11 protein-coding genes and 5 pseudogenes are annotated in these 13,626 nt (G+C 58.8%); 4 read left to right on the plus strand and 12 right to left on the minus strand.

What is annotated here, in order from left to right:
- Positions 1-55: 55 nt before the first annotated feature.
- Both AOZ13_RS06025 and AOZ13_RS06030 read right to left on the minus strand, forming a co-directional pair.
- A complete protein-coding gene (locus tag AOZ13_RS06025) occupies positions 56-586 on the minus strand; it encodes a DUF7342 family protein (protein WP_044958467.1) in 531 nt (176 codons plus the stop codon).
- Positions 587-654: 68 nt separating this feature from the next.
- Positions 655-1,655, minus strand: a pseudogene (locus tag AOZ13_RS06030) (DUF6610 family protein).
- A 185-nt stretch (positions 1,656-1,840) separates the two neighbouring features.
- On the opposite strand from AOZ13_RS06030, the pseudogene AOZ13_RS06035 reads away from it, so the two are divergent.
- Positions 1,841-2,517 (plus strand): annotated as a pseudogene (locus AOZ13_RS06035) (IS6 family transposase).
- 410 nt (positions 2,518-2,927) lie between these two features.
- Here AOZ13_RS06035 and AOZ13_RS06040 read toward each other — a convergent pair.
- On the minus strand, positions 2,928-4,073 hold the full coding sequence (locus tag AOZ13_RS06040) for a hypothetical protein (RefSeq protein ID WP_020222546.1): 1,146 nt from the start codon (positions 4,071-4,073) through the stop codon (positions 2,928-2,930).
- A 497-nt stretch (positions 4,074-4,570) separates the two neighbouring features.
- A pseudogene (locus AOZ13_RS06050) lies at positions 4,571-5,392 on the minus strand (IS5 family transposase).
- Between the two features lie 377 nt (positions 5,393-5,769).
- Between AOZ13_RS06050 and AOZ13_RS06055 the strand changes: the two are divergent.
- Both AOZ13_RS06055 and AOZ13_RS06060 read left to right on the plus strand, forming a co-directional pair.
- On the plus strand, positions 5,770-5,970 hold the full coding sequence (locus AOZ13_RS06055) for a hypothetical protein (RefSeq protein ID WP_020221460.1): 201 nt from the start codon (positions 5,770-5,772) through the stop codon (positions 5,968-5,970).
- A gap of 86 nt (positions 5,971-6,056) precedes the next feature.
- Positions 6,057-6,509: a type IV toxin-antitoxin system AbiEi family antitoxin domain-containing protein gene (locus AOZ13_RS06060; RefSeq protein WP_020221459.1), complete on the plus strand. Its 453-nt coding sequence runs from the start codon at positions 6,057-6,059 to the stop codon at positions 6,507-6,509.
- A 101-nt stretch (positions 6,510-6,610) separates the two neighbouring features.
- On the opposite strand, the gene AOZ13_RS15660 is transcribed toward AOZ13_RS06060, so the two are convergent.
- The 5 genes and pseudogenes from AOZ13_RS15660 to merA form a co-directional block, all read right to left on the minus strand.
- Positions 6,611-6,862: a type II toxin-antitoxin system HicA family toxin gene (locus AOZ13_RS15660; protein WP_081641534.1), complete on the minus strand. Its 252-nt coding sequence runs from the start codon at positions 6,860-6,862 to the stop codon at positions 6,611-6,613.
- A 2-nt stretch (positions 6,863-6,864) separates the two neighbouring features.
- Positions 6,865-7,179 carry a type II toxin-antitoxin system HicB family antitoxin gene (locus tag AOZ13_RS06070; protein ID WP_020221458.1) on the minus strand — a complete coding sequence of 105 codons (315 nt, stop codon included), beginning with the start codon at positions 7,177-7,179 and terminating at the stop codon, positions 6,865-6,867.
- Between the two features lie 109 nt (positions 7,180-7,288).
- Positions 7,289-7,678 (minus strand): annotated as a pseudogene (locus AOZ13_RS06075) (hypothetical protein); the annotation flags it as partial.
- Positions 7,657-7,818 (minus strand): annotated as a pseudogene (locus tag AOZ13_RS15455) (FAD-dependent oxidoreductase); the annotation flags it as partial. The pseudogenes AOZ13_RS06075 and AOZ13_RS15455, both read right to left, overlap by 22 nt.
- Before the next feature lie 118 nt (positions 7,819-7,936).
- Positions 7,937-9,436, minus strand: coding sequence for a mercury(II) reductase (merA, locus tag AOZ13_RS06085; protein WP_044957443.1), 1,500 nt, complete (start codon positions 9,434-9,436; stop codon positions 7,937-7,939).
- A gap of 78 nt (positions 9,437-9,514) precedes the next feature.
- Between merA and AOZ13_RS06090 the strand changes: the two genes are divergently transcribed.
- On the plus strand, positions 9,515-9,859 hold the full coding sequence (locus AOZ13_RS06090; RefSeq protein ID WP_044957441.1) for a winged helix-turn-helix transcriptional regulator: 345 nt from the start codon (positions 9,515-9,517) through the stop codon (positions 9,857-9,859).
- 169 nt (positions 9,860-10,028) lie between these two features.
- On the opposite strand, the gene AOZ13_RS06095 is transcribed toward AOZ13_RS06090, so the two are convergent.
- From AOZ13_RS06095 to AOZ13_RS13905, 3 genes are all read right to left on the minus strand, one after another.
- Entirely contained in the window at positions 10,029-10,235 is a 207-nt protein-coding gene (locus AOZ13_RS06095) for a hypothetical protein (protein ID WP_199897007.1), read from the minus strand.
- A gap of 95 nt (positions 10,236-10,330) precedes the next feature.
- Complete coding sequence (locus AOZ13_RS06100) at positions 10,331-11,491, minus strand: hypothetical protein (RefSeq protein ID WP_044957446.1); 1,161 nt, start codon at positions 11,489-11,491, stop codon at positions 10,331-10,333.
- 240 nt (positions 11,492-11,731) lie between these two features.
- Positions 11,732-13,147, minus strand: coding sequence for a class I SAM-dependent methyltransferase (locus tag AOZ13_RS13905; RefSeq protein WP_148286715.1), 1,416 nt, complete (start codon positions 13,145-13,147; stop codon positions 11,732-11,734).
- Between the last annotated feature and the right edge of the window lie 479 nt (positions 13,148-13,626).

Below are 13,626 nucleotides of genomic sequence, written 5' to 3' on the forward strand. Positions count from 1 at the left end.
ACGTCGATAGCGCCTCGAAGTGCGTGTGAATCGCGGTCTCCGCCGTCGACGTGCATCAAAGTGCTTCTGCAGCCCCAGTGGCGTCTTCGACTGCGCTGAGGGCGAGTGCTACCTCGGCGAAGGCGAGGTTCCGCCGTGTCGTTCGCCACTCTAGGAGCGTCTCGGTGTCGATATCCGAGTGAGCTCGAACGGCCTCGTCGGGTGAGTTCGCGCCGAACCGGTCGGCGTACGCTCGAAGCTCCTCGCGCATCTCTAGGACACGTGTCGAGAGCGTATCGGTATCCGTCTCATCGAGAATACGCCGCGCCTGCTCGAGGGCGAGTGAGTCGTTAGCCCGCTGATACAGTGTGCCCTTCGTGTCTGGCGACGCGGTCTCTGCCACGTAGCCGTGTTCGACCAGCGACCGCAGGTGTTTGCGGGCCGTCTGCTCCGACGTGAGGGCGTTCTCGGCGACGGTCGCCGCGCTCATGGGCTCGTACGCCGTGCGCATCACGGACCGCACGCGGTCAAAGGGGCTGGTATCACGTTTCCAGTCTTCTTTGGCGCGCTCATTCACGTTCTCAAACGTCGGGGCGGGGTCTGGCATCAAGCTAACGTACGATACGTAAGTATATCATTCCTCGGAATGATATTTCAACCCACTGGATTATAACGCTATCTGGCTGGGAAGACGACGCTCTGCTCGCCGGCGAGTTCCTCGAGATAGTTTCGCTGACGGTGTGTGAAGTAGCAGTCGTAGCTGCAGTACCCGAGGACGGCGCTGGTATCGTACTCGACGACGGATGGGCCACGAGTGATCGTCCAGATGTTCGCCCCGCACCGTTCGCAAGCAGCACTCTCAAGGTCGCTCGTCGTCGGCCCACGATACTCGACAGCCAGCCCCGTCTCGTTGGGTGAAGACCGTGGCCAGACGCCGTGTGTCTGCCAGAACTCGCGCGTCTGCTTGAGGCTCTGCCGGACGGTTTCACGAACGGTGGCGTGGTCGGCGTCGCGGCCACTGTCGTCCCAGCCGTCCGCCGTCCAGAACTCGCCGAACTGTGCGACGCGATGTGCGCCGTTCCAGTCGAGGCCGACGATGTCCGCAGGTGGATCGCCCGTGAGGGTCGGCCGGGTAAGTTGGTCGACGACGTCGCGTTGCTTGGGTGGACTGCCGCCGAGGATGTGGACGCGGCGTCCACGCCACTCGCACAGATCGGAGAACTCGTGCGCGAGTCGGTCGGCGTAGCCACGCGAGTACCCGAGGACGATATCGTCCGGAATCGCCTCAATCGCCGCTCGGCACTTCGGGACGATCACGAGCTCGGCATCCGGATAGCTCGCCTTGATCTCACGGACGGCGTCGACATATCGCGCGACGCCTGCTTCGTCGTAGGCGTCCCCGACGATGCCCACACGCGGTTCGTACTCGAAGAATCGCTCCAAGTACTGCTTGAGGTCGGGGTTGTGGAAGTCGTTGTCGAGAATTCCGACTGGGTGGTCGAATCCACAGTACTGGTCTTGCTGGTAGGTGCAGTCCTCGCGAAAGCCGGGGAGGTATCCGAGTCTGTACGCGTCCAGCGTGAACGGCACGCGATGGAGGAATGCCACGTAGTCTGCTCGGCGCGCTTCGCGACCTCGCTGCTGGTACGACTCGCGGCGTGCGTGTTGAGTGCCATCGGAGAATCCGCGAGATCACCGGACTGGGCCTCGCTCCCTCTCCGATGGGCCGATAAACCCCGATAGCGTCAAGTATTAACCAGCATCCCGTGAACTGGCAGTCTTTGTTGGTTAAGAACACGCCGGCACTGTCTAGTTGAGTCAATTTGAGGAACGAGCAGATCGTTGAGTTTCTTGTCCAAAGATGCTCGTAGACCTGCTCAGCGAGTGCTATGGCGCGGATTTAGACGAATCTTGGGAGAACGAGCGGACGGCGACGCCCGTCAGGGCGTTCGCCGTCCGCCTCCACGCAACTGGTTGTTCGCTCCGCGAGACAACAACGATCTTAGCGGAATTCGGCGTTGAACGCTCGCACGGAGCGGTCTGGAACTGGGTGCATCGGCTGGCTGACAGTGGGTGCAACCCGCCCGAGGCGCAGCCGAAGCGGGTCGCCGTTGACGAGACCGCTGTCAAGATTAACGGCGAGTGATCTTGGTTATATGCTGCAATAGATATCGAGACGAAGTTGATCCTCGACGTCGCGTTGTTTGGTCGGCATGGCACCGATCCGGCAGCTGCGTTTCTGCATCGACTCACCGAGAAACACGATCTCTCAGAGGCTGAGTTTCTCGTTGATGCCTACGGCTATCTGACTGTCCTCGCTCGATTAGGATTGAGCGGTCAGCTCGACTATACTGACCGGAATCATATCGAAAAGTGGTTCCACACCCTCAAAATGCGAATCGACCGCTTCCATCACTCGTGGGTCGCAGTCGGTCGAGCGCACGCGAGTGGATTGAGCAGTTTGTACATTACTACAACCATCACAGACCGCATCAAGCTCTCGATGGCAAAACGCCAGCTGAGGAGGTGCTGAACTAGACAGTGACGTTCGGCTGCGAGACGTTCAGAGATACCGAACAGGTGTATATCCTCTACGCTGAGAACACGGAGCCCACGCTCCTGGGCCATTAGACGGTGGCGGCCAATCGGGAGGATGCCATGGCGGGGCCGCCGGCGAGATCGCGCATTCTGAATCTCGGGCTGGCCACCGTCACAGCGCGGATGAAGTTATGGATAGGGCGGCCCGGACGAACCGATATTGAGGGATCCGCTCGGACTTCCGCCGCCAGCTGAAACGCCGGTCCGACGGGGCGAATCTGACGCTGGCACCGGTCTCGGGGCAGGAACTCTCGGGTGCGATTGCGATCGCTGGTCCAGCTGGTTCAAAGCCTGCTCCATGTCGGCGGTGACTGACTGCGAACTGGGAGAGCCGTGGACGAAAGGAGAACTCACACAGCGCTCCGGAGAGCATAATTGAACAGCAGGGAGGTCACGTACGGAAGGACGAGCGCGAAGAGGACTTCCTGCACCATCGCGAACTCAATGGGGAACTCGCTGGTCGCTTGGACCCACTCCATACGAATGTAGTTGTAGGTGTACTGACTCGCATCGTCGGTCGATTCGGGCTCGGCGTAGGGGAACAACTCGTCGGTTGAGCCCACGGCACGAGAGGTATCGGCCAGGGCCTCAATCTTGGCCCCTTTGGCGGCCGCAAGGTACGATTTGATCCAGAGCATCGGCCCAAAGAAGAGCACAAGCCCGACGGCGAGGCCGGTGATCAGGAGGCCTGAGGAGAACAGGTCCGTTGGGCTCGTTCCGGCCGCGATGGTCTGGAAGACCGCGAATAGTGTCAAGAGGACGAAGTAGAAGACGGAGACGGACTTGAACAAGATGCCAGCGGGGACTAGTCCCGCGTAGCCGTGGGGATCCGAGAAATTGATGAGTGTGGCCCGCTCGATCTTGAACGGTAGCACGACTAACGCACCCACTACGGCGGCGAGGAACTCCGCGCCGATAGGGTACAGCACGAAGGGAATGATAACATAAAACCGAACTACGGCGACTGCCTGCCCGGCTAGTTCTGCGACTGGGCCGATCAGGCCCGCCGGATTGGTGAGTAGTTGGGCCCAGTAGACGGCGAGACCGACGCCCAAGACCACGTAGCGAACAGGTTGGTGAACGAGGACGTCAAGGTCGGCATCGGTTTTTCCCGTCGGGTTCTCAGGAACCCCCATGGCCGTGAGGAGCCGACCAATGAGACGCCCCTCGATATCAAGTTCTTCCAGGTCCGCGTCAATGGCATCGGGAAGGCCGTTGATGGCGGTTCGGTAGCGAACTTTCGTGCGCAGGAGGATCCATACCATGACCGGCCACGCGACCACTTGGAAGACTTCGCCAGGGTTGGAGACGAACGAAAGCGTCCCTGTCTGAAGCCATCCGACGGCCGAGAGGACGGGAAGGTGGAACAATACGACGACGAGGGTGAACAGAAACGCCCCCGTCGCGGGCAGGCCAAGACGTTCTGCAAGGCGGTTGAACCCGGCGTAGGCGGCGGCCCGTTCGATCCATAACGTCTTGACTTGGAGAGTCGGCATGGGGCATCCCATTGATGCATACCAGAAAAACGTTCTGTTGGACTGTGAATGGCTGGAGTTCGGCGAACGATTCGCCGTTCCTGAGAATCGTTGGATCTCGCTCCCGCTGGTCGAACGCAAGAACGAGAATCGGTGCGTCTTTTGCCTGAATTCTCCAGACGCGTGCAAGGGTTTGAATTGCTGGCGCTGATCGCTGCTCTCGCACGAGCGACGCACTCCATCGCGAATCGATGGCGTTTCAATGAGCCCTGTCATTCGCGTGATCCGTGTCAGAAAGCTGGTTTTGGCGGTATTACGGGCAGCTGCCGAAAGGCTCTGCGTCCGGTCGAATGCAGCAAGAGCCTCTTGGACCATGTACGCGTTGATTGCTGACGTCGCGTCACCACAGGCAATCTCTGCGAGAGGGACAACCGCGTGGTCGTTGGTTTGCAGCGCTCCGAAGACCCAGAGATTTGTATCCAGAATCTCTGCCGTGTTGAATAGATGCTGAGTCACGGTTAGAGTGGCTCACAGAGTGGTTCTATGTTCGAGATGGCGAACATGAGGACGATTTCACGGAACTGTCGATACCAGCCCAGCGCTCGCACGGCGTCGCCGTGCGAGCGCTTCGTTGTCGAATAGGAAGTTTCAGCCATCCAGCGCTGAGAGTAGCCTTTTGCCCGGATGAGCGCGTTATGTCCAAGCGTCAACGATCTTAACCCACGTTGTAAGATGAGTGGCTCGATGCCCAGCGCGTAGAACTCGTACTTCGTGACCCAGTTGTGGAAGGCTTTGTCGGCAGCTACGGACTGCAGGTCGTCCGCGTTCCGGCGGACGACCTGCGGCCCGGTCTTCGTATCGTGTTTCCACCGGGCAGAAATGTGTACGTCGAGAACGGTAAGAGAGCCTCTATCGGTTAATATCGTTGCTTTCAGTATTTGAACGTCACTTCCCGACCGCTGGCGGTAGTACGATGAGGCAGAGCGGCGGTCGAAGAACGGACTGTCGAGAGCTGCGTGACCGGACTGCGGGTGTTGCTGCGCGGAAACGCGCAGCAACGCCCGCCACACCCACATTTTCAGCCGGTCGAACGACTTGTAGATCGTCGTGTACTCCGGCAGATCGTTCCGATCTAAGCCGAGTCCATCACGAATCTCGGCCATGTACTTCAGCCGATTTGGCGTTTCTCGGTAGCTGTGGTCTTCTTCGAGCCGCAAGCAGTGCAGGACGACGTGCTTCTAGCGGGTGAACCCGCTGCTGGTGGGTTCACCCGCATGCTTTCCCAACGCTTGTTTGACTAGACGACACTGCTCAACGAAGTCAAGGATATCGACTTCCATGGACAGAATCGATTTCCTCGGCTTCACCCTTCTAACCCATGATATTAGCCGATTAGAACGCTATTCAACACGGCAAATTTATCACACCATGAGTGACGTAGATCGTCCCGAACCGTGTGAGCACTGCGAGCCCAAACTCCTCAAAATGGCGGAAGGTGACACATATGACTGTCCTAATTGTGGGAATGAGTGGGCAGCGGATCCTGCTGGGGTATGGCCTGCTGACGAGATTTCTGACGATGGCATTCATCCAGAAACCCGAGAGATGGATGATGTGATACTCTGAGGATTGAAGGAGGGCTCAGAATTCTTTTCTTCCGACGCTGCCCAGCTATAAGACGCATTTGAGAGATGTGTGATCGTCTTAGTGGGCTATCTTGGCATCAAGGGAAACCCAAGCTGAACACTTTAAGGCCTTCCAGCAGGTCGTCGACATCGTCCGGTTAGACGGGATCCAAGGCGGCGGCGAATACCTCGTCTCCCCGGTGACTGAGGTTAACCCGCAAGGCGAAGAGTTCGTGACTTGGCCCATTTCCAACCTTGAGAGAGAAGCCGCATTCGAAGTCGCCGCTACCTAATCTACGCTAAGTAGGTGTGCGGATATTCCAACTACCAATCAGATTCAGAGGTTCCAACGACCGTATTTGCCGCAACCACGGACCAGGTGCCGGACCGGGATATCCACGGTGTGGCCTATACGTTCGTTACGATAACCGCGGCCAAGTTCTTCGGCTACGACTCGCTGGCGGTTGACGCCCATCAGGTGAACGTGGCGAGTGTGGAGAAAACCCTCGTCGACTGTGCTGACCACCCAGAGTACTGCGGCGGCATCGGCGAACTGGCGAGGGGGCTGGCGGCCGCTGACTTGGAGTCGGCATCGATAACCGAGTATTTGCTACGGCTGGGGAATGGGGCCGCGATCAAACGAATCGTGTATCTCGCAGACCTCTTGGAGATCGACCTTGGACAGCGGGACGAATTGATTGACGCGTTCACCTCCGGGTATTCGAAGCTGGATCCGACCCGCGGCGACGAGGGACGCCATGTGAGCGAGTACCGATTACTGGTGAATGTGCCAGAGGACGAGATCACGACCGTGGTCGGTGGTAGATCGTGATTTCTGATGTGAGGGTGTGGGCGGTGGCATGACAGGACTGTGTGACGGTAGGGTTGGCAGAACCGCCCTCCGTGAATCAGCAGATACGAGGGACGCAGCGGTCAGCTGTTTCGGTTGATCCAGCGGCAGAAGGAGTCAAAGTCTTCGGCGCCACACTTGTCAGCAATGTTCCGAAGCGTATTCCCACCGACCTCGTGGCCCACCGGGATGGATACCAGCCGAACCTTGGAGTTGTGTTCGCCCGGTGGGTCCCAGCGCATCCGGACGTGGCTCCCCTCACGGCCGACGAAGGTGTAGTTGTGCTTGGAGAGGACCTTGACGATGTCACGACCGGGAAAATGCCTACGGACCACCGTTACCGCATGAACTCGGGCGGTTGCGTCCCGGCCTCGCGCGACTCCTTAACCTCGGACGGGTCAATGCCAAGCTCCTCCAGCAGTTCCTTCTCTTCCTCCCAGGTGTCGATGGATTCGCCCGCTTCGCCCGTGTGGAGTGCCACCGCCTCGTCGAGCATCTCCAACGCTTCTTCACGCGTCGCGCCCACAGACCCGACGCCGAGATCCTCGTCGACCGCCGACCAGTTCTCGGTCTCCCCGTCCCACGTCAGCGAGATATTCCGCGAGTCGGGGCTATCCGTAGTCGAGGCGTTGTTCGGCGTGTCGGTGCTCATACCGTCCTGTTGGCGCTCCGGTCGCAAAAAGGATTCGGGCGTGTCAGACCGCGGCGATCGCCCATGAGAGCTTAACCAACAATTCGAAGGAAGCCGATCCCTTTGTTGGTTAATAACGCTGCGAGAGTCTGTCTTCAAGGACGTCGATGAGTTCCTCTGCCGTCCAACTAATCCGTCCGAGCCGCTCGCGAACGACCTCGGGATCGTCCGACTCCCAAGCTGCGAGGTAGAACGCCGAGCCGCTGGTATCGAGCCCGCAGTACCGCCCGACGACGTAGGCGACCGCCTCGGCCTCGACTTCGCGTTTCGCCCGCTCGGTGTTGTCGTCGACGTCAAAGTGGAGCAGGGCGTGCGCGTACTCGTGAATCAGCGTTCGTGAAAGGTCAGCATCGTTCTCCCGATCACGCACCTCGACGAGCGGCTGGACGTCGACGAGGCTCCGCTGCTCGCAGATGCCCTTCGCCTCGCCGTGGCTCCAGTCTTCGTCGGGATGCAGCCGCGATTGAGACACGTCCCGCCGAGCAGGTCTTCCTCGACGAGCGCCGTCTCCATACCCGAGTAGGCACACTTCATCGCGACGGGGAGGCCGGCCATCCCGCCGCCGAGGACGATCAAGTCGTAATCGTAGCCGTTACTCATCGGTGGACCCCCAATCCCGTGTTGCGTCACCTGCTGTTCGCTCTCGACTGGTGCGTAGCCATGCGGAGATCATCGTGTTTTGGGCTTCGGTCATGATTCGGATAGTCCTGGTGGGGAGTTATTCGACGCAGCAGCTCATCGTCGAGGTGTCACGACGGAACGCCTGGCACGCGTATTTGAACGCCTCGGAGAACGTCGGGAACGGGTGGACGGTATCGATGATGTCGTCGATGGTGAGGCCGAACTTGACGGCGAGCGTCGCCTCCATGATCATGTCCGCTGCTCGTGGGCCGACCATGTGGACGCCGACGATCTCGTCGGTCTCGTGGTGTTTGACGATCTGGACGAGGCCGTCCGTGTTCTCGACGGCTTTCGCCCGCGGGACGTCCTCCATCTGGACGGTTCGGCAGGTACAGGTGCCGTGTTCGTCCATGTACTCCAGTTCGGTCGTGCCGACCGAGGCGACCTCCGGGGACGTGAACACAACGGCCGGAACGGCGTCATAGTCGATACTGGCACCCTCGTCTCCGAAGGCGTTCTTGACGGCGTGATTGCCTTCCTTGGCGGCGACGGTTTCGAGTTCGGGCTCGCCGATCACGTCGCCAGCGGCGTACACGTCGGGATTGGTCGTCTGGAAGTGCTTGTCGACGCGAATTGTCCCGTCGTCGGTCGTCTCGATGCCGACAGCGTCGAGGGCCACGTTCTCGCTGTTCGGTTGCACGCCGGTTGCGACAAACAGCGCGTCGGCGGTGAACTCCCGGGGCTCGTCGTCGGCGATCGTCTCGACGGCGACACCCTGCTGGACGGCTTCAGCGCCGCCGTCGGACGCCGGCGACCGGACCTGCTGGAAGTCGTTGCCGGTCACCACATCGATGCCCTCCTCGCGGAAGGCCAGCTGGATCTCCCGGCCGAGCTGGCCCTCCATGCCCGAGAGGACACGTTTGGAGCGCTGGAGGATCGTCACGTCGACGCCGACGCGGTGGAGGATCTGACCCCACTCCAGCGCGATGTACCCGCCGCCGATCATGACGATGCTCTCGGGGAGGTCGCGTTCCTCGAGGATGGTTTCACTTGTGTAGTAGTCGACGGTCTCGAGGCTGTCGATGGGCGGTGTCCAGGGAGAACTGCCCGTCGCGACGAGCGCTTTCTCGCCGCTGATCTTGGCGCCCTCGTCGGAACCGTCGACGACCTTGATGGTGGTGTCGTCACCGGACGAAGTCCGGTTGCTCGAGGGACGTTGTCCCTCGCTGTCGATCAATTTGCCGTACCCCTCGTAGATGTCCGTCTCGAAGTGCTCGGCGACGTCGACGTAGTTCTCCTGTCGGAACTGTTCGACGAGATCGTCGGTCCCGTCGAGTGCGTCGGCCCAGTCAACGGTCGGCTCCTCAGGATAGGTAACGGCGTCGAAGGGGTTGTCCGACGCTGCGGCGCCGTGCTCGGCGACTGCCAGGAGGCGCTTGCTCGGGACACAGCCGACGTTCACGCAGGTGCCGCCGAGGGGCAGGCCGGTGTTCACCATTGCCGTCGAGAGGTCCCGCCGGCTCGCTTCAGTGATGGCGGCAAAGGCGGCGGCCCCACCGCCAAGAATCACGAGGTCATAATTAGACGGACTGGACATTCGTGTCTACACTTTACGATGGGAAGTTCTTATACTCCAGAGTCCGAAGCTATAGAGTAAGTTGGAGGCCACGAAGCTATGGCAGATACCACTTCATCAGCACCCACCTGCGACGTTGACGGGACATGCTACTGTCCGCTCACGGGTGTCATCGATACGTTGAGTCGAAAATACGCAATGCAACTGGTCAGTATCATCGGCGCGCACGACTCGCTGCGATTCGCGGAGATCGAGGAACACCTGCCGACTGCGAGCACGTCCACGATCTCGAAGCGCCTCGATGAGTTCGAGGAGGCGGGGCTCGTCTCACGGACGCAGTACGACGAAATCCCGCCACGTGTCGAATATGCGCTGACGGCGGACGGTGACGAGGTTCGAACACGCCTCGAACCGTTGCTTGAGTGGGCAACAGAGAACAGATAAGACATGAGAATCCAGTTAAGAGGCGGGAGAGAACGCTTCTCGACGGAATTTCCTTCAGGCCTTGTTAGGCCTCTGGTGATTCGAGTACAACGAGATTCTGAACGGGATAGGGATTACTCTCCCCTGTGAATTCGTTTTCGGGAACGTAGTGCCAGAGGTGGCCGTCGACCTAGTAGAGAAACGACTCGCCACCTTCTGCTTCAACTCTCACCCGCCTCCCGACATTCTCGTCCTCTTCCCAGCCAATGACGGTCAACGGTTCGACGGGCCATTCAAAGAATTTGACCGAATCACCGAGCTCCAGATTTTCGAAGGTCTCTATATCGCCTTGCTTAGGCTCTCGCGCTTCGAGGGTAGGATTATGTTCAATAGACATGGTCTCGGGGTACGCCCCTAGTCACTTAATAATATCATCAGCGGGTTTCTAGGGAAGGAGCAGGAATCTCAGGAGGCTCCTCTTTACTGATCGTTCTAACTCATCGCCTCCTGGAACCGTTCACGAAGCGCATCCTCGCGCTCCTCAAACTGGTCGACCTTCTCCTGCAGGTCGTCGCTGATTCGCTCGATACTCGCGAGCGCCCGCTTGCCGGCGAGGGATGCTTGCGATCCGTCGTCGCCGTCCACCTCCAGCTGCTCCTCGTAGGCCTGCTCGACGCGCTCGATGGTGCCCTCCGGGTTGAACAGGATGTCGTTGGCGATGCGGACGTACTGATCGAGAGATGCGCCCTCCTTGCCTTGGAAGAAGTGGGTGAGTGCGTACGTCGCGCCGGAATGCAGCGTCCACATATCGATCTCGAAGGGCGACGTCGCGTTTGCTTCTGCATCGCCTGCTGCGCGCTCGGCCAGGTAGTCCGGGAAGCCCAGCAGCGTGTAGAACTCCGTAACCGTGAACGGGAGCTCTGAGAAGTCGAGTTCAATGTCTTGGGCGTCCCGGATGAACTCGAAGAGGTCGTCGGCGACGAGTTCGACCTGTGCGAGGAGCTCCTCCCACCAGGTCCGGAAGTTCCGCACGTCGCCAACGTGCTTGATGACCTCCTTGTCGGTGAGCGAGCGCATCGTGTTCGAACAGTAGCCGTCCTGGGCGAACCCCTCCACGTAGACGGCGTGCTCGCCGAAGAAGTCGTAGCCCGACGTGACGCCCATCGTGATCGGGTCCGACCGGCCGGGGAGACGCACCTCGAGGCCGTCGAACATGATGTCCATATGGACCTCGCCGCCGCCCCGGTAGCGACGTATCTCGCCGAACATCACCTCGCCTAGCGGCGTCCCGTCGATGGTCTCCTCGCGGAGGACCTCCTCCAGCGGACCGTAGACGTCGACTGGATTGATGATCGAGTACGAGTCGGTCGGAATATGGAACAGTGAATCTGTCTCGCCTTCCGCTTCCTGGGCCTGCTCCCGAGCCCGACTCGGTTCGACGAGCGCATTGAACCGCTCCGTTTCGACCCACTCGTCGGTGTATGGATTCTGGTACGCCACGGTCGTTTCGACGGCCTGCGGGAGCTCACGGATCGCTTCAGCGAACGTTACGATTTCTGCATTCCCGCGACGCTCTCGGTACCACTCGGGTAGTTCGGTGTCGGTACGGCCATCGACGCCGGCGAAGATGGTTCTGGACTCTGGGTCTTTCATTTCGGTCACCTCGACGCAGGAACGCTCATCGATGGCCGCCTGCATCGTCTCGCGCCCTGCACCCCTCTGCCGGGCGCAAAAACAACACCACGTTAACCAACATTAGCACAGAAAACAGCCGATTGTTGGTTAACCACCAACCGGCGTAGACACATCGTACTGTCGTCACTCAGTACTTGAGCGACGAAGCTGAACCTGTTCTGGTTCGGAATCCACGGATGGCTCTCCCAGGGATATGGCTCAATTCGATTCTACTATATCCCGCAAAAGCATATGTCGGGCACGTAAATCTCCTGCTGACCAATCGCTCTCCGTGTCGTTACTCATTGAGTGAACAAGCGGATTATAGTGAGCAACAGCATCTCGAATGTCTTTCACATCCCATATTGTTGCTCCATATGATTCGAGATCTACCGGCAGCCGATGCATCTCATCGGCCTCTTCCAAGATGTCAAGTAGATCTCCTACGGTACCCCCGGCTAGCTGGTCAGGTGCGAGTTCGCCGACATAGGTCGTGCGGATGTGAATGTCGGTCTCGGTCTCCCAGTCCGGGACGTGTTCACGGATGATCTCTCGTAGTCGAATTTCAAACCGAGCAAGCAGCACGTACAGATACTGGTAGACAGGAATCTTGTTCAAGTCGAATCGGGTCACGATTCCCTCAGGATCATCTGGCTGGCCGACGAAACAGAACCGTTCTCCGTCCCTCCCTAGTCGTTCAATTACCGCTCCGACTTCTTCTCCAGGAGCGACGCAATCCGAGTCCGTTAGCGGCAGTACGTGTTCGGTGACAGGCTCTTCACCTCGAATCTCCATCTCTGCTCTAGAGACGTAGCCTCGAAGCCCCTCAAGTTGCTCCGGATCATCGAAGACGAATGCAGCATCGTAGTCCTCATAGTAGAGATCTAAGTATACGAAGGCGGCGTCATCATCAGCCCCATATACATCCAAGTCCGGGAAACATGTCGCTGTATGGCGAGCAGGCTCGCTGATCGTCGGTGAGGTTGCACTCGCCATGAGTTGGGCCTCAACTTCTGATGGGTCTGGTCGGATTGATGATACCGCTGGGTCGAACTCCTCTGACTCTGGACTATTGACTTTGAGGAGCATATGGGGAATATCGGCCTCAAAATGGTCGTGAGCAACCGATTCAACATCTGCAACTTTCGGAGCCAAGTAACTACGGAATGGGCTCTTTGTCTCTTCTGTTTTGAATCTTCTCGTAGTCAAGAATACACCGTTCCCGTCCTCTGTTAGGACGTGGAGCGACCGTTCAAGAAACAGCAGGCCGGTATGAATACGGGCTGTATCCGGAGATATCTGGGCAAAGGAGGTAGCATACTCGCGCTGCTTTTCCTCACTCAGGTCAATCCACTGGACGGTCGGCGGATAGCTAAGCACGAACTCAAACGAGTCAAGGCGTGCGTCCGCACTCAGATAGTCTCCTTTCCGAACCTCTACTCGGTCACCGTAGTTCTCTCGAACCGTCTCGACATACTCGTCCTCCGTATCGATTGCAACCCCGGATGGTGGGTCATGCACCGAGTCCTCGAAATATCGTTCCACTGCAGAAATTAATTCACCTTCCCCGCATCCCGGATACAGGATTCGCTTCCTGTATGTGGAACTGACATCCTCGAAGAGGAGTTCAACCATCTGATCAGCTATCGTCTCGGGAACACGAAATTGGGGCATAATATCCAGTTTCGAATCCAACCTAATGACGTTATGCCGGGAGAGAGTGGGTCACTCATCCGAGTCGGTGGTTTCTGATCAGACTGTCTCGCGAACTTCCTCCAACTCCTTGCGGCGCGTCGACGCTCTGGTGGATGCTGATGTCGTGGTTTTTTACAGAGCGCTCGCTCAACCGCAAGGCTTGTCTCGTCGAAACTAACCGTCGTGATGTCGACGGCCTCCGGTGATAGCGCCTCATCACCGACGTCGATGTCTTGCGAACAGGTATCGATCGAGATGTGCTGGTAGGGTGCCGCCACTTGTCGCCCTCGAAACCTTCACGCCCTCCCAATCCAACCGAAGCTGTCGTTGCAACTCATCGCACATCTGGTATCTGAGGATAATCATCGTTTTCTTCCCCATTACGCGCGTAATGTCGCGCGCGAATTCGCGCACGCAAA

Source organism: Halarchaeum acidiphilum MH1-52-1, assembly GCF_000474235.1.
Lineage (GTDB): Archaea > Halobacteriota > Halobacteria > Halobacteriales > Halobacteriaceae > Halarchaeum > Halarchaeum acidiphilum.

Excerpts from the sequence above, each read along its gene's own strand:
- AOZ13_RS06025 (WP_044958467.1), bottom strand. The coding sequence starts at position 586 with ATGCCAGACCCCGCCCCGACGTTTGAGAACGTGAATGAGCGCGCCAAA.
- AOZ13_RS06040 (WP_020222546.1), bottom strand. The coding sequence starts at position 4,073 with ATGCCGACTCTCCAAGTCAAGACGTTATGGATCGAACGGGCCGCCGCC.
- AOZ13_RS06070 (WP_020221458.1), bottom strand. The coding sequence starts at position 7,179 with ATGAGCACCGACACGCCGAACAACGCCTCGACTACGGATAGCCCCGAC.
- merA (WP_044957443.1), bottom strand. The coding sequence starts at position 9,436 with ATGTCCAGTCCGTCTAATTATGACCTCGTGATTCTTGGCGGTGGGGCC.
- AOZ13_RS06090 (WP_044957441.1), top strand. The coding sequence starts at position 9,515 with ATGGCAGATACCACTTCATCAGCACCCACCTGCGACGTTGACGGGACA.
- AOZ13_RS06095 (WP_199897007.1), bottom strand. The coding sequence starts at position 10,235 with ATGTCTATTGAACATAATCCTACCCTCGAAGCGCGAGAGCCTAAGCAA.
- AOZ13_RS06100 (WP_044957446.1), bottom strand. The coding sequence starts at position 11,491 with ATGAAAGACCCAGAGTCCAGAACCATCTTCGCCGGCGTCGATGGCCGT.
- AOZ13_RS13905 (WP_148286715.1), bottom strand. The coding sequence starts at position 13,147 with ATGGTTGAACTCCTCTTCGAGGATGTCAGTTCCACATACAGGAAGCGA.